The sequence below is a fragment of the Serratia sp. BNK-17 genome (genome assembly GCF_048684935.1).
Classification (GTDB): Bacteria; Pseudomonadota; Gammaproteobacteria; order Enterobacterales; family Enterobacteriaceae; genus Serratia; species Serratia nematodiphila.
This window is the reverse complement of sequence record NZ_JBLQTR010000001.1, coordinates 1,531,965-1,557,769: the sequence shown is the minus strand read 5'-3', so window position 1 is coordinate 1,557,769 and position 25,805 is coordinate 1,531,965. Positions and strand designations below refer to the sequence as shown.

28 protein-coding genes and 1 tRNA gene are annotated in these 25,805 nt (G+C 55.5%); 19 read left to right on the top strand and 10 right to left on the bottom strand.

Annotated elements, in window-relative coordinates; translation table 11 throughout:
* The first annotated feature begins 105 nt into the window (after nt 1-105).
* From ACMGF7_RS07490 to ACMGF7_RS07445, 10 genes are all read left to right on the top strand, one after another.
* A complete protein-coding gene (locus ACMGF7_RS07490) occupies nt 106-1,305 on the top strand; it encodes a cyanate transporter (protein ID WP_031299770.1) in 1,200 nt (399 codons plus the stop codon).
* 75 nt (nt 1,306-1,380) lie between these two features.
* Nucleotides 1,381-2,724: an esterase-like activity of phytase family protein gene (locus tag ACMGF7_RS07485; RefSeq protein WP_049299606.1), complete on the top strand. Its 1,344-nt coding sequence runs from the start codon at nt 1,381-1,383 to the stop codon at nt 2,722-2,724.
* 98 nt (nt 2,725-2,822) lie between these two features.
* Nucleotides 2,823-2,917: transfer RNA gene (locus ACMGF7_RS07480), tRNA-Sec, on the top strand.
* A gap of 162 nt (nt 2,918-3,079) precedes the next feature.
* On the top strand, nt 3,080-4,255 hold the full coding sequence (locus ACMGF7_RS07475) for a tyrosine-type recombinase/integrase (RefSeq protein ID WP_176326458.1): 1,176 nt from the start codon (nt 3,080-3,082) through the stop codon (nt 4,253-4,255).
* An 808-nt stretch (nt 4,256-5,063) separates the two neighbouring features.
* On the top strand, nt 5,064-5,327 hold the full coding sequence (locus ACMGF7_RS07470) for a helix-turn-helix transcriptional regulator (RefSeq protein ID WP_289528275.1): 264 nt from the start codon (nt 5,064-5,066) through the stop codon (nt 5,325-5,327).
* Nucleotides 5,327-5,539, top strand: a complete 213-nt coding sequence (locus tag ACMGF7_RS07465; protein ID WP_289528333.1) for a hypothetical protein — start codon at nt 5,327-5,329, stop codon at nt 5,537-5,539. The genes ACMGF7_RS07470 and ACMGF7_RS07465 overlap by 1 nt, the downstream gene beginning before the upstream one ends.
* On the top strand, nt 5,526-6,071 hold the full coding sequence (locus ACMGF7_RS07460; protein ID WP_289528277.1) for a host cell division inhibitor Icd-like protein: 546 nt from the start codon (nt 5,526-5,528) through the stop codon (nt 6,069-6,071). Before ACMGF7_RS07465 ends, ACMGF7_RS07460 begins: the two co-directional genes overlap by 14 nt.
* Entirely contained in the window at nt 6,068-6,331 is a 264-nt protein-coding gene (locus tag ACMGF7_RS07455) for a hypothetical protein (RefSeq protein WP_043146645.1), read from the top strand. Before ACMGF7_RS07460 ends, ACMGF7_RS07455 begins: the two co-directional genes overlap by 4 nt.
* Complete coding sequence (locus tag ACMGF7_RS07450; protein WP_289528280.1) at nt 6,328-6,663, top strand: DUF5375 family protein; 336 nt, start codon at nt 6,328-6,330, stop codon at nt 6,661-6,663. Before ACMGF7_RS07455 ends, ACMGF7_RS07450 begins: the two co-directional genes overlap by 4 nt.
* Before the next feature lie 10 nt (nt 6,664-6,673).
* Entirely contained in the window at nt 6,674-9,007 is a 2,334-nt protein-coding gene (locus ACMGF7_RS07445) for a primase-helicase zinc-binding domain-containing protein (RefSeq protein WP_420286408.1), read from the top strand.
* A gap of 218 nt (nt 9,008-9,225) precedes the next feature.
* On the opposite strand, the gene ACMGF7_RS07440 is transcribed toward ACMGF7_RS07445, so the two are convergent.
* The 10 genes from ACMGF7_RS07440 to ACMGF7_RS07395 form a co-directional block, all read right to left on the bottom strand.
* Nucleotides 9,226-10,332 carry an SAVED domain-containing protein gene (locus tag ACMGF7_RS07440; protein ID WP_289528283.1) on the bottom strand — a complete coding sequence of 369 codons (1,107 nt, stop codon included), beginning with the start codon at nt 10,330-10,332 and terminating at the stop codon, nt 9,226-9,228.
* Between the two features lies 1 nt (nt 10,333).
* Entirely contained in the window at nt 10,334-10,888 is a 555-nt protein-coding gene (locus tag ACMGF7_RS07435) for a 3'-5' exonuclease (protein ID WP_289528284.1), read from the bottom strand.
* The gene (locus tag ACMGF7_RS07430) at nt 10,878-11,357 is read right to left on the bottom strand and encodes a hypothetical protein (RefSeq protein ID WP_289528286.1); all 480 of its coding nucleotides are present in this window, start codon (nt 11,355-11,357) and stop codon (nt 10,878-10,880) included. Before ACMGF7_RS07430 ends, ACMGF7_RS07435 begins: the two co-directional genes overlap by 11 nt.
* A 1-nt stretch (nt 11,358) precedes the next feature.
* The gene (locus ACMGF7_RS07425; RefSeq protein ID WP_289528288.1) at nt 11,359-12,582 is read right to left on the bottom strand and encodes a nucleotidyltransferase; all 1,224 of its coding nucleotides are present in this window, start codon (nt 12,580-12,582) and stop codon (nt 11,359-11,361) included.
* Between the two features lie 132 nt (nt 12,583-12,714).
* Nucleotides 12,715-12,999 carry a DUF3892 domain-containing protein gene (locus ACMGF7_RS07420; RefSeq protein ID WP_176326450.1) on the bottom strand — a complete coding sequence of 95 codons (285 nt, stop codon included), beginning with the start codon at nt 12,997-12,999 and terminating at the stop codon, nt 12,715-12,717.
* A 465-nt stretch (nt 13,000-13,464) separates the two neighbouring features.
* Complete coding sequence (locus tag ACMGF7_RS07415; protein ID WP_255201737.1) at nt 13,465-14,847, bottom strand: FKBP-type peptidyl-prolyl cis-trans isomerase N-terminal domain-containing protein; 1,383 nt, start codon at nt 14,845-14,847, stop codon at nt 13,465-13,467.
* Nucleotides 14,844-15,236, bottom strand: coding sequence for a hypothetical protein (locus ACMGF7_RS07410; protein WP_147827632.1), 393 nt, complete (start codon nt 15,234-15,236; stop codon nt 14,844-14,846). Before ACMGF7_RS07410 ends, ACMGF7_RS07415 begins: the two co-directional genes overlap by 4 nt.
* Before the next feature lie 2 nt (nt 15,237-15,238).
* A complete protein-coding gene (locus tag ACMGF7_RS07405; protein WP_176326449.1) occupies nt 15,239-15,874 on the bottom strand; it encodes a helix-turn-helix transcriptional regulator in 636 nt (211 codons plus the stop codon).
* Between the two features lie 330 nt (nt 15,875-16,204).
* A complete protein-coding gene (locus ACMGF7_RS07400) occupies nt 16,205-16,690 on the bottom strand; it encodes a hypothetical protein (RefSeq protein ID WP_147827630.1) in 486 nt (161 codons plus the stop codon).
* 6 nt (nt 16,691-16,696) lie between these two features.
* The gene (locus ACMGF7_RS07395; RefSeq protein ID WP_147827629.1) at nt 16,697-17,494 is read right to left on the bottom strand and encodes a winged helix-turn-helix domain-containing protein; all 798 of its coding nucleotides are present in this window, start codon (nt 17,492-17,494) and stop codon (nt 16,697-16,699) included.
* A gap of 438 nt (nt 17,495-17,932) precedes the next feature.
* On the opposite strand from ACMGF7_RS07395, the gene ACMGF7_RS07390 reads away from it, so the two are divergent.
* The 9 genes from ACMGF7_RS07390 to ACMGF7_RS07350 all read left to right on the top strand — a co-directional run bounded on the left by ACMGF7_RS07390 (nt 17,933) and on the right by ACMGF7_RS07350 (nt 25,769).
* Complete coding sequence (locus tag ACMGF7_RS07390; protein ID WP_164096045.1) at nt 17,933-18,460, top strand: fimbrial protein; 528 nt, start codon at nt 17,933-17,935, stop codon at nt 18,458-18,460.
* Nucleotides 18,461-18,545: 85 nt separating this feature from the next.
* Nucleotides 18,546-19,079, top strand: a complete 534-nt coding sequence (locus tag ACMGF7_RS07385) for a fimbrial protein (protein WP_147827628.1) — start codon at nt 18,546-18,548, stop codon at nt 19,077-19,079.
* Nucleotides 19,080-19,216: 137 nt separating this feature from the next.
* Nucleotides 19,217-21,748: an outer membrane usher protein gene (locus ACMGF7_RS07380; protein ID WP_217904332.1), complete on the top strand. Its 2,532-nt coding sequence runs from the start codon at nt 19,217-19,219 to the stop codon at nt 21,746-21,748.
* 106 nt (nt 21,749-21,854) lie between these two features.
* Entirely contained in the window at nt 21,855-22,598 is a 744-nt protein-coding gene (locus ACMGF7_RS07375; RefSeq protein WP_276529439.1) for a fimbria/pilus periplasmic chaperone, read from the top strand.
* Nucleotides 22,599-22,625: 27 nt separating this feature from the next.
* Nucleotides 22,626-23,276: a fimbrial protein gene (locus ACMGF7_RS07370; RefSeq protein WP_411292231.1), complete on the top strand. Its 651-nt coding sequence runs from the start codon at nt 22,626-22,628 to the stop codon at nt 23,274-23,276.
* Nucleotides 23,277-23,286: 10 nt separating this feature from the next.
* Entirely contained in the window at nt 23,287-23,802 is a 516-nt protein-coding gene (locus ACMGF7_RS07365; protein WP_255201736.1) for a fimbrial protein, read from the top strand.
* Nucleotides 23,799-24,284 (top strand): fimbrial protein, encoded by a 486-nt coding sequence (locus ACMGF7_RS07360; RefSeq protein ID WP_176326447.1) that lies wholly within the window; start codon nt 23,799-23,801, stop codon nt 24,282-24,284. Before ACMGF7_RS07365 ends, ACMGF7_RS07360 begins: the two co-directional genes overlap by 4 nt.
* A complete protein-coding gene (locus ACMGF7_RS07355) occupies nt 24,281-24,814 on the top strand; it encodes a fimbrial protein (RefSeq protein WP_176326446.1) in 534 nt (177 codons plus the stop codon). The genes ACMGF7_RS07360 and ACMGF7_RS07355 overlap by 4 nt, the downstream gene beginning before the upstream one ends.
* A gap of 7 nt (nt 24,815-24,821) precedes the next feature.
* Nucleotides 24,822-25,769, top strand: a complete 948-nt coding sequence (locus ACMGF7_RS07350; RefSeq protein WP_255201735.1) for a reverse transcriptase domain-containing protein — start codon at nt 24,822-24,824, stop codon at nt 25,767-25,769.
* Nucleotides 25,770-25,805: the final 36 nt, after the last annotated feature.

Here is a 25,805-nt window from a genome sequence, read left to right as displayed (position 1 = left end):
ATTATTTAATTTCCCAATACTAGCGGCGTTGCCTACAGTAACGCAACGCTGCGGCGATCGCGCTGTGACGCCGCACTCTTCATTTCGCAGTACCAGGAATATACCTTGTTAAATCATTCTGTTAATTCACCTTCTCCACGTCGCTGGCTCAATCCTTTGTTGCTGGCGCTGGTGTTGATCGGCCTGAACATGCGGCCGCTGTTGACTTCGATCGGCCCGTTACTGCCGACGTTGCGCCAGGCCACCGGGCTGAGTTTTGGCGGCGCGGCGCTGCTGACCACGCTGCCGGTGCTGATGATGGGGCTGATGGCGCTGGCGGGCGGCGCCATCAACCGACTGTTCAGCGAACGCAGCGCCGTGGCGTTGAGCCTGCTGGCGATCGGGCTGGGCGCGCTTTGGCGCGAACTGGCCCCCGGCAGCGTGCAACTGCTGATGAGCGCGGTGCTGGGCGGGCTCGGCATCGGGGTGATCCAGGCGGTGATGCCCGGCATCATCAAGCATCACTTCCTTAAAAGCATGGCGCTGGTGGCCGGGCTGTGGTCGGCGGCGCTGATGGGCGGCGGCGGGCTGGGTGCGGCGATCACCCCATGGCTGATGAGCGCGGGGCATGACTGGCACAGCGCGCTGGCCTGGTGGGCGTTGCCGGCCCTGGTGGCGCTGCTGGCCTGGTGGCCGGTCAGCCGCGGGCTGTCTCGCCTGGGCGCGGCGGGAGAACACCGCGGCCCAAGCCTGCTGCGCAACCGGCGCGCCTGGCTGCTCGGCGCCTATTTCGGCCTGATCAACGGCGGCTATACCAGCCTGATCGCCTGGCTGCCGCCGTATTACATGCAGCTCGGCTGGCAGCCGCAGGCCAGCGGTTCGCTGCTGGCGCTGATGACCTTCGGCCAGGTGATGGGCGCGCTGCTGCTGCCGGCGCTGGCGCGCAATCATGACCGGCGGCCGCTGCTGCTGCTGGCCTTGATGATGCAACTGATCGGCTTTATCGGCCTGATTTACCTGCCGCAAACGCTGCCGTGGCTGTGGGTGTTGGTTTCCGGGCTGGGGCTGGGCGGCGCGTTCCCGCTGTGCCTGGTGCTGGCGCTCGATCACCTGCACCAGCCGGCGGCGGCAGGGCGGCTGGTGGCCTTTATGCAGGGCGTCGGCTTCCTGCTGGCGGGCGTCACGCCCTACCTCTCCGGCCTGCTGCGCGACTACAGCGGCGGCTTCGTGCTGGACTGGCAAATCCATGCGCTGCTGGTGGTGGTGCTGATCGCCATTACCTGGCGCTTCCACCCGCACAGCTACCGGCGGGCGTTCGCCGAATAATATTTCTGTCATTGCCGCTCCCTATAGTGACGTTGCTTTTACTTCTGGGCGATAACAACGAAAAGGGACAATGACATGCACAACACCAAAACCCGGCTGGCGCTGCTGGTCGGCTGCATGGCGCTGAGCGCCAACCTGTGGGCCGAGGCGCAGCCGGTGCAGGCGACGCTGGCCGGGCATGCGCTGCTGCCGGTAAAATCCGCCGTTGCCACACCGAAGGACGCGCCGAGCGATCTGCAGCAGAGCGGCAAATACACCAGCGGCAAACGCGTCACCGAGCTGGGCAGCGTGGCGGGCAAATCCGCCGATCGCCTGACCGGGATCGGCCTGCCGATCAACGGCCAGCCGCTGCAGGGCCACTCCGGCATCAAACACATGCCCGACGGCACCTACTGGGTGCTGACCGACAACGGTTTCGGCAGCAAGGCCAACTCGCCGGACGCTATGCTGTACCTCAACCACTACAAGATCGATTTCAAAGACGGCACGGTTGCGCCGCTGAAGACAGTGTTCCTGCACGATCCGGATAAAAAGGTGCCGTTCCACATCATCAACGAGAGCACCGAGCAGCGCTATCTGACCGGCAGCGATTTCGATCCGGAAAGCTTCCAGTTTGCCGACGATGCCTTGTGGATCGGTGAAGAGTTTGGGCCTTACCTGATCAAGGCCGACCTGAACGGCAAAGTGCTGGCGGTGTTCGACACCCAGGTGGATGGCAAAGTAGTGAAATCGCCGGACAACCCGACGCTGACCCTGCCGGGCGCGCCGGACGGCAAGCAAAACTTCCAGGTGGCGCGTTCCAAGGGCTTTGAAGGCATGGCCGCCTCGCCGGACGGCAGCAAGCTGTACCCGCTGCTGGAAGGGGCGTTGTGGGACGGCGAGCAGTTCGAGAACGTCGGCGGCAAACGCTACCTGCGGGTGCTGGAGTTCGACGTCAAACGGCAGGCCTGGACCGGCCGCAGCTGGCAGTACGTGCTGGAAGACAACCAGAACGCCATCGGCGACTTCAACATGATCGACGCCACCCACGGGCTGGTGATCGAGCGCGACAACGGCGAAGGCACGCCGGACAAAGCCTGCGCCGCCGGTGCGCCGACCGACAACTGCTTCAGCCAGGTAGCCAAGTTCAAGCGAGTGTATAAAATCGCTTTCTCGGACGCCAACGTCGGTAAACCGGTCGAGAAACTGGGTTATATCGACCTGATGAACATTCAGGATCCGAACAAGCTGGCGCGCAAGCCGCTGAACGACGGCGTGCTGACCTTCCCGTTCTTCACCATCGAGAACGTGGACGTGGTGGACGCCAACCACATCATCGTCGGCAACGACAACAACTTCCCTTTCTCCTCCAGCCGCCAGCCCAATATGGCGGATGACAACGAGTTCATCCTGTTGGACGTGAAGGATTTCCTGAAGTAGCTCTCCCCGGCCGCCGAATCGCCGGCGGCCGCCATTTCCCGCTTAGCGCAGCGAACAAACTGCGCTATAATCAGCGCCTTGCTTCTTCTCTTCTCCAAGGAAGATCCTCGTCCCCGGTGGGGCGGCCGGACTTCAAATCCGGTTGGGGCCGCCAGCGGTCCTGGGCAGGTTCGACTCCTGTGATCTTCCGCCAAAGCTTGTCCGAGTAGCTCCTGAAAAGTCCATTAAAATGCATAAAATCAATTGATTATATGGTTTCTTTGTCCGCTGGAGTCCGTGTATAACCGTCTGAATCCGAGATAAATGTGTATAATGGTGCGTATAACATTTTTATACACAGAATCCACTTATACACATGCTTCTAACTGACATACAAATTCGACGTTCCAAACCGCAGGAAAAACCCTACACCCTCAACGACGGCCAAGGCCTGTCCCTTCTTATCAATACGGATGGGAGTAAAGGTTGGCGTTTTCGATATCGCTATGCCGGAAAAGCCAAGCTGATGTCCTTTGGTACCTACCCATTGATAACGCTGGCTGAGGCGCGAGAAAAGCGCGGAGAGGCTCGCAAGCAGGTTGCTAATGGCATTGACCCTGTAGCCGAGAAAAAGGCGCAAAAGCTCGCTCAGAAGCTTTCTGTCGAGAACTCTTTTGAAGCGATTAGCCGTGAATGGCACACGAACAAGGCTGACCGGTGGACTCTAGCCTACAGGGAAGAAATCATGCGCACCTTTGAGCAGGATGTGTTTCCGTATGTTGGTCAACGCCCCATTGCCGAGATTAAGCCGTTAGAGTTGCTGGAAGTGCTACGGCGCATTGAGAAGCGTGGGGCATTGGAGAAGACCCGTAAGGTACGCCAGCGCTGCGGAGAGGTCTTCCGCTACGCAATTATTACTGGCAGGGCGGAGTATAACCCAGCCCCAGATCTCGCCAGCGCGCTAGCCGTTCCCAAACAAAAGCACCATCCATTCCTTTCGGCCGAGGAACTACCTTACTTTGTTAAGGATTTGGAAGGATATACCGGCAGCATCATCACTAAGAATGCAGCGAAGATCGTTATGCTGACCGGCGTGCGCACGCAAGAAATGCGCTTTGCCACGTGGGAAGAGATCGATCTTGAGCGTGCCATCTGGGAGATCCCCGCAGCACGCATGAAAATGCGCCGCCCCCATATAGTGCCGCTCTCTACTCAGGTGATTGAGCTGTTTAAACAGCTTCAACCGATCACCGGTCACTATCCTTACATTTTCATTGGACGAAACAACCGTAGAAAGCCTATAAGTAAAGAAAGCGTGAATCAGGTGATTGAGCTGCTGGGATATAAAGGGAGAGCCACTGGACATGGTTTTAGACATACGATGTCTACTATCCTGCATGAACAGGGGTTTGAGTCTGCATGGATAGAGATGCAGCTTGCCCACGTGGACAAGAACGGTATTCGCGGTACCTACAACCATGCGCAGTACCTTGAGAAACGCCGTGAGATGCTGCAATGGTACGCCGATTTTATCTCGGGCCTTGCTCGCTAGAAAATGCTGCCAATAAATCGTTAAAACCCCTTGGCGCGCAATGCTACCCCCGCCTCGCCTGCCCGCTTTATGTGTCGATTTTCATGCAGGTGCATGAGGGGCCGCAGGCCGCGTCGCTGCTGGTGCGGCAGGGGGTAAAAAATGCATTTTCTTACATGCAAAATCATGCACCTTATCCATGCACGCGTTATTTGGCACCCGCTAGCCAGGAAAAAGGCTGTTTTCGGGGGAAGGATAGGGAGGAGGTAGCGTGATGGAAGTGGACCTGATTATCCAATCAGGACGAGGTCCGTAATGAAGCTTTTGTGCCTCCGGTGTGAGCCTATTGTATTTTTCCCGCCAGCGTTTTCGTTGTGCAGCCGCCTCAGATATTGACTGCAAAATCACTTTTGCGATTTTAGTTCTTCTCTAAACTCTTCACTACTATTCATAAAAGTAAAAAAGATAGCTAAATCAATAGATAAAATGGTGGTTAGTGAATTTTTAACTCATCACCCGGTGTTCACTACTGCTCACTCGGCTAAAAAGGGCCTTTTCTCTGGCTAGCCTGGGGTTGTGCCTGTACGCCTGTTTCTGCCTATTAATAAACGGCTATTCATGGCTCGTTCATTTCTTTGGGTTTGCCAAGGTTTGCCAATAAAGGTCAATATTAACCTATATGCCCATTTGATTGAAAAACAAACTAAAAAGCTCTCCCACCACACAACAACGCCTTGTTGCCACCCTGGTAAATATTCACATAATAGGGCGCTACCGAAGTTCACACAGTCCCGGCCAGCGTTGGCCGGACACAAAGAGGTAGCGTTTTATGTTGACCGTTTCCACTCCCACCCCATCCACCCCGTCGCCGGTGCTTCAGAACGGCTACACCCCGCGCGAGCGCTTTATCCGCCTGCCCGAAGTGCTTTACACCACCGGTCTGTCCCGCTCCACCGTGTACGAGATGATGAGTCGCCGACAGTTCCCGGCTCAGGTCTCCCTCGGCGGTAAAAATGTTGCCTGGCTGGCCTCTGAGGTCGAACTATGGATGGACGAACGTATTGCCAACCGTCATCAGGGGAGCGCCAAGTGATGCAGTTAATCCTCGGTCGGCACAGTTTTACCCTGAGCGACAATGACGCAATGTTTATCGCGGAAGCTATCCTGTTACAGCGTAAAGAGCCTGGCATCGTCTTGCCGGAGCACCGCAGCGAAAAACACAATGTTATTCGTCTGACGAACCGGCAAGCCGAACAGCGTCAGTTCTGCGTTGGTAATGTGGTTGATCACAATGCGATCGATTGAACGTCCGGGGGCGTCTTACGGCTTGCTCCCACGTCCGGCCTTGCGCTATAGTCCTCCCGCTGCCGCAAAATCGGCAGCCGGGCGTAGGAACCCGTGTTACTTATTGGCGACACAACACGCGCCAGGCGTGTTTTTTTATGTCGTGGCCTTAGTGCGCTCATTTTTTGCGCGGTGGATGTTATGCTATCGCAGCAGTCAATCAATGGTGGCTCAGGCGGGGCAGCCTTCGGGCTGGCCGGTTTCCAATAAGGCCGGTATTCCTACCCCCGTCTGGGCTACCACCCATAAGTGTAGGAACTTCGGTGGTAGCAATAACCAATACTTATTGGAGGCTGCCACCATGGCTACGACCCTCACCCCGACTCTCCCGACATTCTGCTTCCTGTTTGCGGCCGTACGCCGCTCTGCGCTGACGGCGTCACCGCGCATCGTACGTACCGTGGCGGATTCTGAGCACAACGCTCGCCGCCTGCTGGCCCGTGATTATGTGTTGTCCTTTGCCGGTCGTCTGCCGGTTAAGGCAGCAGCATGAACACCCTGGCCGACCGCTACTACCGCGATACCCATTACCCTATCCCGCACGCCGATTTTCTGCGTCTCCAGCATGCGCACGCCACCGGCGTGCTGTTCCTCGACCTGCTGGACACCCTCGACCTCGGCGGGCAGCGCCCCGATGCCACGCAACAGGCGTCGTTTGCCTCGGTCATTGCCCTGCTGACCGACCAGCTCGGCCACGTCGTCAACACCTGTGAATCCCAAATCCTTGCCCGCATGGAGGCCACCGCCGCATGAACACTGCATCCTGTTTACCGATTGAAGTCCGCACCGCCGTTTTCCGTCGCGCCGTGGCGCAAGCCTATCTGGATACCTGCGCCTTTTACCGGGTGAGCCTGGGTTACACGCTGGACGAACTGCAGATGACGATTGCCCTGCGTCTGGAAGGGCTCTTTGTGCGTCAGTACGGCGCAGAGGATGGCATGGACATGGCATGCACGATGTTGAGCGACATGGTGCAGCCGGATGTTCTGGTGGCCGCGCCGCGCCTGACCGCGCTCGGGCAAAAGATGATGGACGAGCTGTGCTGCGAGCGCCTGTCGGCAGCGCAGAGCGCCACCGTACACTGAGGAGAAGAGCATGAGCGCCCAGTTCGTTTCCCAGACCGTACGCACCGCCACCGGCCACTGGCCGGTGATACTCCCGGCTCTCGGTATCGCCTTACAGCCGAACGGCAAACTGCAGCCGTGTCCGACCTGCGGCGGCAAAGACCGTTTCCGCTTCGATAACCAGGACGGGCGCGGCACCTGGTTCTGCAATCAGTGCGGAGCCGGTGACGGCCTCAATCTGGTGGAAAAAGCCCTGTCGCTGTCAGCAAAAGCTGCCGCCGAACAGGTGGCCGCCGTGATGGGAGAAAACACCAACGCTCTGCCACCGGCCGCTGAGGCCGGTCATTCACCACAAGACAAGGCCGAGACCCAGCGCAAGGCCGCGCGACAGGCACAGGCTCTGGTGGCTGCTGCTCAGTGCAAAAGCGGCAATGCCTACCTGAGCGCCAAGGGCTGGCCGGAGGTGGACACCCTGACCCTGCACGGCCAGTCGCTGCGCGTTGGCGGTATCACCTTCCACCCCGGTGACCTGTTGTTGCCGCTGCACAATACCGGGGGCGAGGTGGTCAACGTGCAGCTGATTAACGCCAACGGTGACAAGCGCATGCTGGCAGGCGGGCAGGTCAAGGCTGCCTGCCACACCCTGAGCGGCCCGGACAACGCGGTTATCTGGCTCACCGAAGGCTACGCCACCGGCCTCACCGTGCATCGCCTGACCGGCGAAACGGTGTGCGTGGCGCTCAGCGCCAATAACCTGACGGCGGTGGCGGAGCAGCTGCGCAGCCACTACCCGGATGCGCGGCTGCTGCTGGCGGCTGATAATGACCGCAGCGGCACCGGACAGACCCGCGCCGCCGAGGCGGCCACAGTCACCGGCGGTATCCCGGCACTGCCGCCCTCGGAAGGCGACTGGAACGACGTTTATGGCCGGGAAGGGGCCGAGGCCACGCGCGCACAGCTCCAGGCGTTCAGCCAGCCGTCGCAGCCGAGCCCGTTCGACACGCTGAGCGATGCAGACCTCAAAGCCATGAGCGCCAGTGAGAAGGCCGGGCTGCTGGCCGAGCATTACGGCAACACCCTGGCGGTGCCGCCGGTGGGGGAAGAGCTGTGCCGCTATACGCGCGGCGCCTGGCAGGTGCTGCCGCACCGGCAGCTGAGCCGGGAGATTGCCGCGCTGTTCCAGAAGGTGCGCGCGCCGTTCTCCGCTGCGGGTATCAACAGTATTTTGGACACCCTCAAGCTGATGGTGCCGCAGATGGGCGACCCGGCCCGCCGGTTGATAGGCTTTCGTAACGGGGTATTCGATACCGTCAGCGGGCAGTTCAGCGCCCACCGGCAAGAGCACTGGCTGCGCACCGTCAACAGCGTGGACTACACGCCGCCGCGCGCCGGGGAGAACCTGGCCGACCATGCACCGCACTTCTGGCAGTGGCTGACGCGGGCCGCCGGGGGCAATTACGACAAGCAAGAACGTATCCTCGCGGCACTCTTTATGGTGCTGGCCAACCGCTACGACTGGCAGCTGTTCCTCGAAGTGACCGGCCCCGGCGGCAGCGGCAAGAGCGTGATGGCGGCCATCGCCCGGCTGTTGGCCGGAGCCGACAACACCACCTCCGCCACCATCGACAACCTGGAGTCGGCGCGCGAGCGGGCCAGTGTGGTGGGTTACTCGCTGATACTCCTGCCTGACCAGGAAAAGTGGAGCGGAGACGGGGCGGGTATCAAGGCCATCACCGGCGGCGATGCGGTCGCCATTGACCCGAAATACCGCGACGCCTACGCCGCCTACATCCCGGCGGTGATACTGGCGGTGAACAACAACCCGATGCAGTTCAGCGACCGCAGCGGTGGGGTATCCCGTCGGCGGGTGATTATCACCTTCCCGGACGCGATACCGCTGGCCGAGCGCGACCCGCAGTTGCTGGACAAAATCACCCAGGAGCTGGCGGTGATTGTGCGTCACCTGATGCAGCGTTTTGCCAACCCGAACGAGGCCCGTACCTTGCTTCAGGCGCAGCAAAGCTCGGACGAGGCGCTGACCATCAAACGCCAGGCTGACCCGCTGGTTGATTTTTGCGGCTACCTGACGGTGCTAGGCACCCCGGAAGGGATGATGATAGGCAATGCCAACATCACCCCACCGAACCCGCGCCGCTACCTGTATCACGCCTACTTGTCGTTTATGGCGGCACGGGGCTATCAGCACGTGATGAACCTGACGGCCTTTGGTTTGGCGGTGCCACAGACGCTGAGAGAGTATGAGAAAACCCTGCTCAAGCGTAAAACCCGGCTGGGGATGCAGACCAATGTGGTATTGAGTGAAGAGTGCGAAGCGGACTGGCTGCCGAAGTGTGGGGCGGTGTGACGATGAGCTGGACGATCGGTCGGGCCGATCAATCGCCCTTTATTGATCTGCCGAACCCATTGGACGCTCAATCATCGCACCGCCTATAGTGACAGTGAAAATACGCAGCAACACCAGGGCATTACCCCGACCGTTCTACGGCCGATCTAATAATGACAAGTGCTCCCAAACCGGCTCAGGCCGGTTTTTTATATCCTCGTTTCGCCCCAGTCCGACAGTCAGTTGGATGAGGGAACGGTGGGAGGCTTAACCACCGCGCCTCGCCGTTGCCCCTGTGTCGGCATCACCACCCCCCAGGGGTAGGCCGGCTGCTGTTCTTTCTCGTATTGATAAACAATGAGCTGCGCCAGATTGCGATTGTCATAACGGCGGCCGAAATTGAGCGCAATGCTGCTGGGGGCGGCCAAAATCACGTGGATGCGTTCGGCGCCGCACGCCGTCAGCATTTTGACCTGTTCGATAAATTGCAGCGCCAGCCGGGTTTGTTTGGACTGTGACCAGTGATTACCGAGCGTTGTGGCGTTCAGCGAGAGATGCGACAGCGGGTAGGCGGGGAAGGTTTGCCGTATGGCGGCAATGTCGGCCTGGTAGGACACCGAGACCGCCAGCACCACATCTTTGGCCGCTGAGGTGATGAGGCTTTCCATCAGGGTAAAATCGGCGCCGTCGTCGGCGGCGTTGTTGTCAATCAGCCGCCAGGCCTCTTGCGCTCGGTCCCAGTCATAGACGCAGACCGGGCCATTGTCATCGAGAATGGCGCCAATGAAGAAGGTGAACGGAACCGGCAATTGCCCGCCATACACCAGCGTCAAATCCTGATGGTCGATACCGTCAATGCGGGTGGCGATATTGCTGGCCAGCGTGCTGATATTGTCGTCAAAGGCCTCTTCCGGGTGACTGATTGCACCATCCCGTATCCGCTGCGTCATATCGAGGGTTAATGCGTCTATCTTACCCTTGAAATGACGAGAGACCGTTTTATGCAGCGGCGTTGTCGCGACTTTCCGCAGTGCTCTCCCTTCTATAACCACCCCCTTTTTGCGCACCGTGATTTTAGCCTCCCGGTAGGCGTCGACCAGCAGCCAGACAAATCCCCCCAGGATGATCAATGCCGCCACGAAATTGACGAAATAGTCCGTGATGACATTCCCCTCGGAGACGGCCAGCGAGAAGCGGGCATCGCCTTTCTCCAGCGTTAACGCCTTCCCCAGTGAGTTGTTCACACTCAGGATCCCGGCGCCGAGCAGCATGATGAGGTATTGAATTTTCCGCTGGCGCGTTTTCCAGTCGACCAGCTTTATCAGAATATATTTTATCGTTTCCATGTCAGTGCTTTTCCATCATGTGTGCTTTTATCTTCAAAAACATTTCGGCCTGATACAGCGCGTCATCCAGCGCGTTGTGGCTGCCGTGGTTTTTGAGATTAAATTGGGAGTCGATACGGCTGGAGCGGGTGTCTTGCCAGCGGCTGCCGGTGGCGCCCATGTACAGGGCTTTGATATCGAGGGCCGCAAAGCCAAACGGATTATGGCCGAGATAAACGTGAAAGTAGTAATTGATGAATGACCAGTCGAAAGCCGCATTGAAACCGACGAAAATCGGTTTACTCGTGGCGTCGGTGACGGACATTACCCAGTGGGCAAATTGCTGCATGGCCGCTTTCGGAGCGATGCCGCGTGTTATTTGGGTCTGCAGATTGAAACCGGTGACGGCCAGCGCTTCAGGATCGTAATGCAGATTCAGTGGTTGCACTTCAATGTAAAAGCGTTCCGCCGGGCGGTCGATGACGCAGGCGCCAATAGAGAGCAGGCTGCACACGCCGGGTATGGGCCCGGCAGTTTCAATATCGACCGAGATAAAGCCTTCATGTTCAACGCTCATTTTTAACCTCGCTGGTGCGTGGGTGCTTGCCGCCGCCTTCCCAGTCGCGGGTGCGCAGCCACTGTTCAAAATAAAACAGCCAGAGCGACGCCCAGGGAATGATCGTGTCGCTGATTTTTAACTGGGCACGCCATTCGCTGAGCCCATCGTCGGCCTGTGAGCCAGGCAAAAACAGGCACAGCCTGGCGCCGGGAATATGCTTATCGGCGGGATACAGGTGCGGAATAGCCCGCGTACCGGCCAACGCGAAGAGATCCGGTTCTGTCACCACGCAAATCGGTGGGGTGAGCAGGCTATATCGGATCGCGACCTTGTAGCGGCGGCTGAACAGCGAGGGTTGCAGCCATCCTTCCCATAGCAGGGTGCGATCGTGATGGATAATGCGCAGCCGTTCATACGGGCTGCCGGCTTTCAACGCGTGATATTGCTGGGCGAGGGGCAGCGGTTTGCAGTGATGCTTGATAACCACGTTATTCACCGTAGAAGGTGTTTTTAGGCACGCTGGCATGGGCTGCCGTACTGGCGAGGCCGGTGGCGATCAGCCCGCCGGTTTTCTTATCAAGATGCAGGCTGCCTTGTTCTCTGGCCGACTGCATATGCTCCATCAGTCGTTGCCTGACGACATCGACCGGCGTTTTGCCGAAGCTGTCTTCGAGGCTCAGGAACAGGTTATCTTCCCCCACGCTGGCGGCGATGGTGTTAAACGTCGCCTGGGCCGCGGCATGCCACTGGTAAAAGGTTTCACTGCGCTGAGGGCCCTCATCCTGCTCTGAGCGGTTCCACTTCTCGGCGAAGTTTTCCTCCGGCATGTGCGGGTTGCTGACCTGGAACTCTCCCTGCGTCGACACGATGAAATCCGGCATCAGTTCCAGTACGTCTAACAGAATATCCAGGTCGTTGTCGTAGGCGCGCCTGGCCGCAATGATGTGGTTGTAGGCATGGCAAGCCAGCGTGGTGATGATGACCGAAATTGGGCGGCAGCGCTGCTGGAGGTCATCCTGCTCGACGGCCCATTCGTCACGGTGGCGTTTGAGAATTTGTACGATGCGATTAAGCAATTTTTTGTCGGTGCTGTCCGGCAGCGGGAGCAGCGCCTCGGTGCCCACGCGGCTGGCGGAATCCATGACCAGAATGGTGCGGAGGGGCTGCACGCTGGCGCTGCTATCGAACCACTCGGCGTAGCCGCTGGGGTTGGACTCCTTCCAGGCGGTTTGCGCATCTACGACCCACAGCGGCTGGCCCGGATGTTGTGCGCCGGTGTGATCGCGGCCCGGCGTGATATCCAGATGATAATCTCCGGCATAGTTGATACGGAATCCACGGGGTAAATCGCTTAATAGATCTTTATAAGTGTTATGCGACTCCAGTCGCCGGCGAATGGCCGATATTACGCCGGTATAATCCGCCTGGGTGGCATGGGGCAGATAACAAATCAGGTCAATATCGTATTGCTCTTCATTTTTGGGCTTAACGGTGGTGTTGAGCCGCACGCTGCCCTGCGGGTAAATAACGGCATCTTGCAATAGCGGATCGTCGCCTTCAGACAGGAAGGTGCCGACCCCGTTATAGGCGCTTTTGATGTTGGCGTATTGGGTTTTGGTGAGATCCAGCGTTTCAATAATTTGCGATAATAAATCGGCGATACGCTGCTTTTTTCCTGCCGGCAGGCTTCTGGCGGTAGCGGAACCGTACATAGTATTTCCTTATGCTATGGGGGCCGCTGTACTGCGGGCGTGAGAACGCCACAGCGGCCAATAATAAAAAGGGGGAAGCGATGGGCCGCAAGCAGGCCCACACACCGTATCAGTCATGACACTCGGGTGACGTCAGGGGCATTCCGGCAGGCTGAGCAGGTTATTGGGGTGTTCGCCGTCATTTTGCGTTTTGAGGTATTTATTCCCCGCCGCGCTGATTGAGACAATCACCCAGACGGAATGGCCATTCGCGGTGACCCAAAAGCGCCAGGTGCCCGCCTCGATACCGGCAATGGCGTCTGCTTGGGACAGAGACCAACGGGTGCCATCAGCATTGACGCCGCCGATAGCCTGAATGCGCTCATGCGCGTTTTGGCGATCGGATTTTCTGATACAGGTGACTTGATGGTCCGACATAACAACTCCTCGGTTAGGGGCATATTTACGCATAGGCGTAAGGGAAAATAAAAATAATGGGCCGGATAGCCCTCTACGTAACCTGGGTTGAAATCACTGCCATAAATGTATAGCCGGCTAATGGTGGTGCATTCAATAGCTAGCCTATTACGGGTGCTGAAGCTTCTAATTGTCTGTGGCGTTAATCATGTTTTTTGTCCTCATTAAAGTCAACATCAATAGGATGGTTTTTTTGATTTGTTATTATGTAATTTTTATAATTTGAGGAAATAATTTTTATAATTAATATTTATTTTAACAATGTATTGATGGCAGCTCGATTCTGAAGGCGTTTATTTTTGTAATTTAATTTAATTTAATTTAATTTAATTTAATTTAATTTAATCGCAATACTAGGTTTTATCTGTCATTGATAGGTTGCGCATCAGCCTGATAGCCCTATTAAATTCACGAGAGATATCAGGGCTAGGGCCGTGTTTTAGCTTGAGCGGGTGGGTATACCTCCGCTATGCGCAAGGTGTAGATCATGGTGGCGTTGGGGGGAACTTTCGGTGGGTAGCCTTTCTCCCCGTAAGCCTGTTCAGGAGGAACCACCAGGGTCATCGTACCGTGGTTTTGCAGCAGCGAAATGGCCTCTTTAAACAACGGTGGGAAATCCGCCACCGGCTGCGACAGCGTGGCGCCAGTTGCTTCCATATCTTGCACCACGGTGCCGTCGACCAGCGTTTCTTTTACCACCATATCCACCGAGGCGGTAGCGGGGATCTTCGCATCGCCCGCATAGTCGATACGGTACCAGAACCCGGACGATGCCCGGTGAACGCGCTTATCTTTCTTGAACTCCCCTAGATAGGCCGCGCCTTTTTGCCGTTGGGTTGCGCTGATTTTTTCTCTTGCGGATACCACCTTTTCCTCGGCGGTGGCCAGGATGTTATTGAGTTCATCATCCGACAACATCCGCTTGCCCGCAAAGGCATCTGCAATGCCAGCCAAGAGCATTCCCTTCTCCGATCTCACTCCCCAACGCTGCCGTTCTTCCTGCATTTGCAGAATTTCCTCTCCCAGTGAAACGCCTGCGGCGTAATCCTCACGCGGTTGTGCGCCTTTGAGCGCATCGGCCGTCACCAGAAGGGGGCTTCGCGCTTGCAAAGAAGCCATGTCGGCTCGCGTATCTGCCAGTTTCTTAACGGTTTCATCCAGTTCGGTTTGCATCAGTTGACGCTGTGACCGCCATTCAGCTTGCTGTTCCCGCAGCACCACGTCGCGCTTTTCTGCTTCCAGCAGCCAATTTTTTTGCTGGTTGGCTGCCGCTGATAAGGCCTGGTTTTCTGCTTTTGCTTTGGACAACTGTTGCTGCAATACCGCCCGATCCTGATCCCACCGCTGCTGTATCTGTACCAGGTTGGCTTTTGCCTGACGCTCTGTCGGTGTCACCCCCAACGCCTGGCGCAAGCTTTGCGCCAGTTGGGATAGCGCGGCCCAATCCGGCGTTGCCGTTACGGCGTTTTGTCGCAGACGGGTTATCTGTAATTTTAGCTGGGCTATTTCCGTGCGCTGTTGCTCGATAGCCTTATCCTTCATTCGCCAGGATTCGCGCTGTACTGGCGGTTTGTTGTCGGGCTTACCTTTCTCGGGGCTTGGGGTTGGGTGTTTTTCGGTGCGAGGGCGATCCCGCGCGGCAGGGGCTTTTTCTGCCGGGTAGCCTTTGTCGCTGTATTGCTCGGCAAACTGCAGCAAGGCCGGAATATCGGCATTACCCTTGCTTGGCGCCGATGAAGCCGCGGGCAGCAGCATCCCCCCAGCCAGGCAGGCCAAAAAACGGTAGGTCAGCCGTTTCCAGACGATCATTTTATCGCACCGCCGCGTTTCGCCAGTTCGGTAAGCAATGCCTGATTAATCTCGGCGCATTGATAGCTCACCTGATAACGATAGAGGGCATCAACGGTCTCTTGCGTGCGCTCGTTGACCTGGGGGCGCACACCGGCATATTGCGAAGCGCCGGACATCAGGTTGTCGAACACCTGTTTTTTAGTCGGGTAATCCGCCGTTTTCAGCGTCCCCAGTGCGTTTAAATTCTGTTGGCACTGCTTTAAATCCTGGGTTTCACGCTTGACCTTTTCATCCTGCAACGTGCTGGCCGAGGCGGTTTTTATCTGAGGCGTTTTGGTGGACTGGCAACCGCTGACCAACAGTACGCCCATCAATACTGCCGTGATGGGTAGAGACGAATGGCTCATGTTCAATTTCCTTTTCGTTGTTGATGGCTGGTTAAACCGCCTTGTAGCATCCAATGGAACAGTTCGTTAGTTCGCTTAAAATTCAATTTTTTCATCGCTGCGCGTTTGTGCGAGCTTATGGTCTTCTCCTTAATGCCCAAGAGGCTGGCAACGCCGGCATGTGTTTTTCCCTGCTGGAGTTGATACAGAACTTCTTGCTCACGCGGTGTGAGTGATTCGTGGTGGCAAACTTTGCTGCCTTGTCGCGTTCTTTCGGGCGAAGGTTGCGGGGCAAGTAGGGTGTTCCCAATAAGCTGCAACACGCTGTTCACCGATTGATGCCGGTATAAGATATTGGACTTGGCCAGGCCACGATAGAGATGCTGCAGGTGAGCATCTTTTCTTTCCGCGATGGCAAAATAAAGTGTTGCACTGTGGCCCCCTGGTCGATTGCCAGGTGAGATTAATGTACCGCAGCGAATGGCCTGAAAGACAATATCAGCAGCTATTCCCGCACAGGTACCAGTGTAAAAACGAATGTTTCTATGTTTTAAATGGTTGGATAGTGCCTTAATGAGCCCTATGGTGTAAAAGCTATCATCGTCGATTATGCGGATGGCCAATGTTGTCTTTATGGTGCCATTTTTCGTACCGGTCATGTGCTCTGCGCTCTGGTTTTCGTTTTTTGCCCTGGTCATTAATTTATTTTTAGATTCCGATTATCATTGTTATGTATGTACTTAGTTTGGTATGTACTTATCGACTAATCAGAATCAGCCATAGACTAACCAACGAGAAGTGTTCTGTTCAAGTTAACGATGTTTAATGGTCATGATTGGTGATAGTTTTTTATAATCTAGTTTTTATTAGATTTTTTCTCTGTGAATTTGGTTGTGTGGGGGGGGTATTAGATAGTTGGGCTGCAGGGGGCGTGAGGCTCTAAAGTGGCTTAATCAATTAATGACAGGTGATTAAGCCTGTTTATGAAGTTAATCTGGTGTTTTCACGCAAACAAAATGGGGGTTGGTTAGTCCTTTAATAAAATAGGCTTCATCATTTAATCTCTTGGTTTCCATATAGAAAGCGATGCCGGGTGCTTCTGGCAATACATACTGTTGCCAGAGGTGGTCTGGTAGGCTATCTATGGGGTGGTGCTCTTCCCGGGTGATCATGGTTTTCGAGTAGCCTTTAAAATCAGATTGCTTAATGACCATGAAAAGACGCCTGGAAATAACATAACTATTATCAGGATCTTTGAGGGAGCCCACCGCGAGCAATTCACTGCTGCCTTTATGGGCGGTGACGACGCTGATATCCAGATTAAGTTCAAGCGTTTTACCCTCTTTTGAAACGATGTGCGAACTCAAATGCGTGTTACAGCGAAAAGGTTTCCAGCTCTCGTGGTGGCGATAAACAAAAGCGCCACTCAAGACAACGATGATGACGCTCGATAAAACGATCACAATCTTTTTCATGTAAACCTACTCAACCTGTTTGAAGTTGTTACAGTTTGTATAGCTCATATCGCTGTTTTTGGCGCAAGCGGCCATAAAAGACACCTTAAGCAAGTTGTTGGCAGGGCGCGCTTCCATATAGTAAATGTCCCGATCGGTCTGCGTGCAATCGACCTCTTCATCAGCCAGCATCTTTTTCACTCGACCTGCTTGATCGGGCTCAGGTTTCCCTTCACCCAGAGTAAAGATCCGACATTTATCCTGAGTCCCGATGAGTGCGGGTTGTTCATTTTTGCTCAGGGTTAACCACGTCGTCGCCGCCGCGGTGACGCCCAGGGCAAGAAGGAGAGACAATGCCGCCATTTTCATTTTGCGTGATGGTTTTTTCGAACTTACGGCCACATCGCCCGCGACGATGTTTACCTCTGTCGCCTGCTGACTTATCGGCGGCAGAAGATCCATCTGTTCAGCCGATAGCGATTCCTTTGGCGGCTTGGTCTCCGGGTGGATTTCCGCATCCATTTTAAAGCCTATCCGCGGCACGGTGATCAGTATGTCTTTGCTTAGCCCAAGTGCTTCAAAGGCTTTTCTCAGCTCACTGATATGGTTGCTCAATGTGGCGCTGGACGGAGAAAACCCATAATCCTCCCAGACGTGCTTGATCAGCGCTTCACGCGTTAATTCAATTTTATTATTCCTTATCAGCTCGCTTAATAACCGTGTAGCCGGATTAGATAACCCTACCGTTAGTAAGTTATCGTTCTTAAGCATCAACAATTGACTGTCCGGATCGAAAATCAGGGTGAGATTTATTATATATTTCATTTGGATACCTGTTTAATTCTGGTGCGTAAGCATAAAATTAGTCAATGATAAGAATAGTCTTGCTTGGGTAGTGAGGGGGAATCTAAGGGAGGTTAACACTTGTAGTCAACACCCTTTAGAAAAATTATTCACCACCTGAAATGACATTGAATTTAAAGGAGTGTTATTTTTTAATTAATTCAAATCATTGGTTTTATATTCTTAATTTTATTTTAATTTTTTGTGATTTTGGAGTTTTAATCTAATTAATTGCAATTAATTAGATTATTTAGCTATTGTGTTTTTTTGTCGATATCATGATTTCCAGTTGCCGGTAGTGATAACACGGCCTTGAGAACGGAGGCGTAAGTTTCCTATTCCATGGGCCGGTTGTGTGAATCTGAATACATGGCGACTTCACACAAATGGGAAATGACCTTAATTAAGGATAAAGTAGAAATGAAATTGAATAAAATTATGATGGCAGCAGTATTGGCATTCGGCACTATTTCTGGCGCACAGGCTGCTGATCAAGGACACGGTAAAGTGACCTTCACCGGCTCCATTATTGATGCACCTTGCTCAATTGACCCTAAGTCTATTGATCAGACTGTAGATCTGGGCTCAGTGTCTAACGTTTCCCTGCTTAATGGTGGTAACTCTGACCCGAAACCGTTTGAAATCCATCTGGAAAAATGCAGCCTGGACACCGCTAAAACCGTGACCACCACCTTTGACGGTGCGGCTGGCAAAAATGGCCTGCTGGGTATGACGGGCGATGCCAAAGGCGCCAGCATTGCGATTACCGATGGTAGCAATAATGTCATTGAACTGGGCAAACCTACCACGGGCCAACTGATCAGCGCGGGTGCCACAGAAGCAACTCTGGCCTTCAGCGCTTATCTGAAAGGCGACGGCGGCGATGATAAATCTATCGTTCCGGGTAAATTCCAGAGCGTGGCTAACTTCATCCTGAACTACAAATAATTTGATTTATTGACTGGATTAATCATGCATGCGGGCAGAGGCCCGCATGCATTCTTGTCAGGGTGGCGTGCAGGAGAATAATGAGATGAAAAGGCTAAAAATGCGTTATTCGGCGTTTTGCCTGTTAATGCTGTTACCTATGGAGAGCAGCCTGGCTGCGGCAGGTTGGGGGCGGGTTAACATGCAAGGTGCCGTAATAGAAACGGCCTGCGCCATTGATACCGACAGCCGAGATCAGACTATTGATATGTCCACGGTGCCGTTGAGCCAAATAATGCGTGATGGGAAAGGTGCTACCCGACCCTTCAGTATTCGCCTGGTTAATTGTGTTTTGGATCGCATAGATGAAAATTTACCGAAGTGGCAACGATTTCAGGTGACATTTGATGGTCGGGAGGATAATGGATTATTCGGTGTCGATGGGCAAGCGCGCGGGGTTGCGCTACAACTTGCCGACAGCGAAGGCAATATCGTTTCGCCAGGCAACCCAACGCCGTTGCTGGACATTACCGAAGGGAACAGAGAATTAAATTATTCGCTGCGACTGGTCAGTAATCAACAGTTATTACGCAGTGGGGAATACACTTCGAGTATTAAATTTAAAATGGATTATTACTGAATAGATTCTAGCGATGCGTTAAACATTAAATTTTAATTCACAGGGTGTGCCTTTTACTTATTTCCTTTTCGTGGAAATAAAGAGGGTTTGCATTGATAGCCTTGGCGTAAAAATAAGAATAAAAGGGATTGATAAGCATGATGATGCCGAGCTGGACTTTATTGCCCTTCCGCCCGCGTGCTGTGGGTATTTATATTGCCTGCGCATTGGGTTTGTTTGGGTATTACGCCAGTGCGGAAGAGGTGCAGTTCAATACTGACGTTCTGGATGTTAAAGATCGCGATAATATTGACCTGGGCCAGTTCTCGCGTGGCGGTTATATCATGCCGGGCGATTACATGATGCTAGTGCGTGTTAATAAGCAGGAGTTGCCTGAGCAAAGTGTTATTTTTTACCCGGCGGAACAGGACGCGAACGATAGCGCTGCATGTATCAGCACGGCAATGGTGGAACAATTTGGCTTAAAACCAGACATGAAAGAAAAGCTGACCTGGTGGCATCAGGGCGAGTGCTTATCGTTGGAGAGCCTGCCGGGCACCGCGGTGCGCGGCGATTTAGGTACCGCCAGCCTGACCCTGAGCGTGCCGCAGGCCTACCTGGAATATGCCGCCGATAACTGGGATCCGCCGTCGCGTTGGGATGAGGGCGTGCCGGGCTTGCTGTTGGATTATTACCTCAACGCGCAGACCCAGCGGCAACAGCAACGCGGGCAGCAGGGGTATAACCTCAGCGGCAACGGTACGCTGGGCGCAAACCTCGGGGCATGGCGGTTACGGGCGGACTGGCAGACACGGCTGGATCATCAAACCGGCAGCGGTGAGGGCACACGCCAAAATTGGGACTGGAGCCGTTATTACGCCTATCGCGCAATACCGCATTTGGGGGCAAAGCTGTCGGTTGGTGAGAACTACCTGTATTCCGACATCTTCGATAGCTTCCGCTTTACCGGTGCCAGCCTGATCAGCGACGACAGCATGTTGCCGCCGAACCTGCGCGGCTATGCGCCGGAGGTCACCGGGGTGGCGCGCACCAACGCCAAGGTGGTGATCAGCCAGCAGGGGCGGGTGCTGTATGAAACCCAGGTCGCATCCGGTCCGTTCCGTATTCAGGACATCAACGATGCGGTTTCGGGGCAGTTGGATGTGCGGGTGGAAGAACAGGACGGCAGCGTGCAGGAATTCCGTATCGATACCGCCAGCATCCCGTATCTGACCCGACCGGGGACGGTGCGCTACAAAGTGGCCAGCGGCCGCCCTTCGGACTGGAAGCACAGTACCAACGGCCCGCTGTTTGCGACCGGTGAATTTTCCTGGGGAGTCAGCAACGGCTGGTCGCTGTACGGTGGCGGTGTAGCGGGCGGTGATTACAACGCACTGGCGGTCGGTATCGGGCGGGATCTGATGATGTTCGGCGCACTGTCGTTCGACGTGACTCAGTCGCGGGCACGCTTGCCACAACTGGAGGACGGCACCCTGACCGGCGGCTCCTACCGGCTGAGCTACTCGAAAAACTTCGACGAGTACGACAGCCAGGTCACCTTCGCCGGTTACCGCTTCTCGGAACGGAACTATATGTCGATGAGCGAATATCTGGATGCGCGTACCTACGGCACGCGTAACCAGAACAGTAAAGAGATGTACACCATCAGCTTCAGCCAGCACTTCCGCGATCTTGGGTTAAGTGCCTACCTGAACTACAACCATCAGACTTACTGGAACAGTACGGCGAACGATCGTTACACCCTGACGCTGTCGCGCAATTTTGATGTTGGCCAGTTCAGGAACCTGAGTCTGTCGCTGACGGGGTACCGCAATAAGTATAACGGCGTCAACGATGACGGCATGTATCTCTCGCTGTCGATGCCGTGGGGCGGCAGTGGGTCGCTCAGTTACAGCGGCAGTTTCGACCGCAACGACAACACCCACCAGGTGGGGTATTACGATCGGCTGGACAACGGCGACAGCTATCAGTTGAGCAGCGGCATCACCCGCAACGGCGCAACGGCGAGCGGTTATTACACCCATCAGGGCGATATAGCGCAGGTTAACGCCAACGCCAGCTATCAGGAAGGGCGCTATTCATCCGCTGGCCTGTCGCTGGAAGGGGGCGCCACCGCCACCCTGAAAGGCGCGGCGCTGCACAGATCGGGGATGATTGGCGGTACCCGCATGATGCTGGACACCGGCGGCGTTGCGGATATTCCGATCGGCGGTTATGGCGTGGTGACGCGTACCAACCGCTTCGGCAAGGCGGTGGTGACGGATGTCGGTAGTTATTACCGCAATCGGGTCAGCATCGATGTAAACAAGTTGCCAGAGAATGCCGAAGCGACACGATCAGTGGTGCAGGCCACCCTGACCGAAGGGGCGATTGGTTACCGCCGATTTGAAGTGATCGCCGGTGAGAAAGCGATGGCGGTGATCCGCCTAGCGGACGGCTCCACGCCGCCGTTTGGTGCCACGGTGCAAAACCACAAAAAGCAGGATGTGGGCATCGTTAACGACGACGGCAATGTGTACCTGAGCGGCATTAACCCGAACGAGGAAATGACCGTGCGATGGGATGGGCGGGCGCAGTGCGCGCTGACATTACCGGCGCAAATACCGCCAGGCGATGTGGCCAAGCTGTTGTTGCCGTGCCGCCTGTTGCCGGAGGCGGCGGCGGAATAACGACGGAAACGAAAACCTATTTAGCCACAGAGACAGGCCGGGGCTGCTTTTCTACCACTGGCCATTTTATTGAATTTAAAGAAGTGAGTAATTAACGATGAACCTAATGAAACAATCCTTTTTTCCGCTGATGAGCGGTCTGCTAGCCGGTGTGTTGGGCCTGCAGCAGGCTCAGGCGGCGATAGCGCTGGATCGCACCCGCGTGGTGTTCAACGGCAGCGAGAAATCGACCAGCCTGAGCGTTAGCAACGAGAACAAACAACTGCCTTACCTGGCGCAAGGTTGGGTGGAAGACGCCCAGGGCAATAAAATAACCACTCCGTTGACGGTACTGCCACCATTGCAGCGCCTGGAGCCGGGGGCAAAAAGCCAGATGAAGGTACAGGCTTTACCGGCTGCCAACCTGTTGGCGCAAGATCGTGAGACGCTGTTCTACTTCAACCTGCGCGAGATCCCGCCAAAGAGCGAAAAACCCAACACACTGCAACTGGCACTGCAAACGCGGATCAAACTGTTTTATCGGCCAAAAGCGCTAATCAGTGCCGAAAGCGCGGCACCCTGGCAGGAACAGCTGACGCTAACCAAATTTGGCGACAAATTTCAGGTGAACAACCCAACGCCGTATTACGTCACCATTGTGGATGCCAGCAGCAAACCAGGGGCGGTGGGGGCTAAGGGCTTTGAACCGCTGATGGTGGCGCCAAAAAGCAAAGAGACGTTGAATCTGGGGGCGTCTGCGCTGGGCAATGCGCCGGTACTGACCTACGTCAATGATTACGGCGGCCGCCCACAGTTGCAGTTCAGCTGTAGCGGGGCCGAGTGCAAGGCTAAACCAGTCAAGCCAAGCTGATAAGCGGGCGTAAAGAGGGAACTGAACATGCAACAGAGAAAACAGAGGAGCGGCTTCCTGTCTTGCCCTGAACGGCAATACCTGTTGGCCCGAGTGGCTGCGGTGATGATGGTGCCGGTGGTGATCGGCAGCATGCTGGCGCTGATGCCCGCGGCCAGCGCGGCAGATAACGGGAACGTTGACGGTGCCAATGGGGTGTTGCATGTGCGTGGTGCCTTGACCGAAAGCGCCTGTCGCCTGGAAATGGCCTCGGCTTATCAGGATGTGTGGCTGGGGGAAACTGGTACCGCCCGGTTGGCGCAGGTAGGAGCGCAGGGTACGCCGGTGGCGGTGCAGTTGCGTTTGCGGGATTGTTTACGCAGCCCGGCAAACAGTCGCGATCAGCGCAGCGGCAACCTGCTGTGGAACCTGAATCAACCTGCGGTTTCCGTTAGCTTCGTTGCACCGGCGGATACGGATAATCCGCAATTGATCGGGGTGCGTGGGGCTTCCGGCATCGGGTTACGGATGCTTGATGCACAGGGACGGGACATTCGTCTGGGGAGCCGTGGGGCGCCGCTGGTGCTGGCGGCGGGGCAAGATAGCCTGACCTATAGCCTGATGCCGGAACGGACGCGGGCTCCGTTGCGGGCAGGTGCTTATTTGGCCCATATCGACTTCAGGCTTAACTATGATTAGGGCGAAAGAGATGGCTGCTGAACGCGTATATCGATTGCCGCTGGTTATGGCATGCTTGGCGCTTGCGAGCTGGTGGGCAACCGCACCGGTGCTGGCAAAAACCGCTACGGCGACGGTAACCGTCAAGATTACGGTAGTGGAGCCGCCGTGCGACATCAACAACAACAACTTGATTGAAGTGAATTTCGGTAATGACGTGATGACCACCCGCGTTGACGGCGAATATAAAAAAATGCCGATCGTCTATGCGGTGCAGTGCCAGGGAGGCGCGGCCGGCGCTGCACGGATGCGTATTGAAGGTAACGGCGCCACGTTTGATTCCGAGGTATTAAAGACCAATAGAACAGATTTAGGCATCGAGCTGCTCAACGTTAATAGCGGCAAGCGGCTGCCAATTAATAGATGGTTGAACTTCAATTATCCCGCATTACCCGTGCTTGAAGCTGTGCCGGTAAAACGGGTTGGCGCCAAACTCAGCGGCGGAGTTTTTTCCGCCGGTGCGACGATGATGGTGGAATATCGATGAAACTTTATTCAGGTGTTGCCTTGTTGTTCGCCTGCTGCACACTGAGCAGAGCGGGAATGGCGGCGGAGAACATGACGTTTTTCGGCACCCTGGTCGAACCCCCTGCCTGCACGATTAATAACGGCGGACTGGTGGACGTCGATTTCGGCAATCGCGTGGGGATAAAAAAGGTCGATGGGGTGAATTATTTGCAGCCAATGAACTACCAGGTCAATTGTGATCCCAACGCGCAGGCTTGGGCAATAACGCTGGAAATCGTTGGCGTCTCGGCGGATTACGATCGGGCGGCGGTGGTGACTGGTGTCAAGGATCTGGCCATTCAGATTAAACAGAACGGTGTCCCGTTTGAGCTTAATAAGCCGATACCCATCCAACTGACGAACCTGCCCCACTTGGAGGCTGTGCCGGTAAAACGCCAGGGCGCGACGCTAAAAGAAGGGCCATTTGAGGCTACGGCTACCCTAAAGGCGGTTTACCAATGAACGGGTATCCGCGGTTTCTCAATACGGCGCTGATTGCCGGGCTATTGGCGCTGAGCTGTGCCGCACTGGCCGACAATGTACGTTTGCATGGCGCATTGGTGGCAGAGCCCTGTGTGATCGCGCCAGGGGACGAAAATGTGAGGCTCGATTTTGGCACGGTGATCGACAAATACTTGTACGCCAATGAACGCACCCACGGGCAGGCGTTCGATATTCGCTTGGGGGAGTGCGATTTGAGCCTGGGGAAAACGGTCAAGGTGACCTTCAGCGGAACGGAAAACCAGAGTCTTAAGGGGTTGCTGGCGATTGAGGGGGGCAGCCAGGCGTCTGGCATCGCGATCGGTATGGAAACGCAGGGCGGCCAACCTCTCCCGCTGAACAAGGCCGGTGAGGGATACCGGCTGGTTGCTGGCAATAATACCCTGACGGTGCTGGCCTATGTGCAGGGTGAGCCGGAGGCTATCGCTCGCCGCACCATAGAGCACGGCCCGTTCAGCGCGATTGCCACCTTCCGCTTGGAATATGAATAAGGCGGATATGGACTGGCTCGAGGCCTATCGCTGGGTGAAGAGTCGACGGCGACATGCGCCGCCCAATGCGGATATTTGGCATTTGCGTTTCCACTGGGCCGAGCGTAGAGCCGCCATTTATCGGCGAGTGCGCAACGGCGATTACCGTTTGCTGCCGATGCAGCTTTACCGCTATCGCGATCGCAGTTGGGTGCAATGGAGCGCGCAAGATGCGCTGGTGCTGAAATGGGTCTGCTTGCGGGTGGAAAATGACCTGCCCACCCATGAACGCTGCGTTCACCTCAAAGGGCGTGGTGGGGGTAAACTGTCGGTCGAGAATGTATGGCGTGAACTCACCTGCGGTGATTACGCCTTTGTTTATCGAACGGATATCCGCGGTTATTACCGGCATATCCGCAAGGCGCAAGTACTGAGCCTGGTGCAGCAGCATATTGATGATCCGGTGCTTATCGATCTGATTGAGCAGTATTTGTATTACAGCGTCGAGGACGGGGGCGAGATTTTTACCCCGCGGTACGGCATTTGTCGCGGTTGTGCGCTTAGCCCGCTGATCGGCGCCAGTCTATTGCATCATGTCGACAGTTATTTTTCCGCGCAGGAAGGAACCTTTTATTCGCGCTATATGGATGATTTTTTGCTGTTTACCCGTACACGCTGGCACCTGAAGCGCTGCGTGAAACGCCTGCACGGATTTTTTAATTTGGGTGGATTTGAAACCCACCCCGACAAAACTCGACTGGGGAGAATTGAACATGGTTTTGACTGGCTGGGCGTGTGGTTTACCCCTGAGGGCACCACCATCGCGCCGCGCGCGTTAGAAAATTACCGTACTCAACGCCTGCGGCTTTACGAGCAGGCCCGGGGGCGGGGACTGTCAGTGGCAGAATCCGACGCACGGGTGCAGGCGTATGAAAAACGCTGGAACATATGGGCAGATGGAATGCTCCGACGATGAATGATTGCTCTCAAAACGATAGCTGGCAAAGGCAGG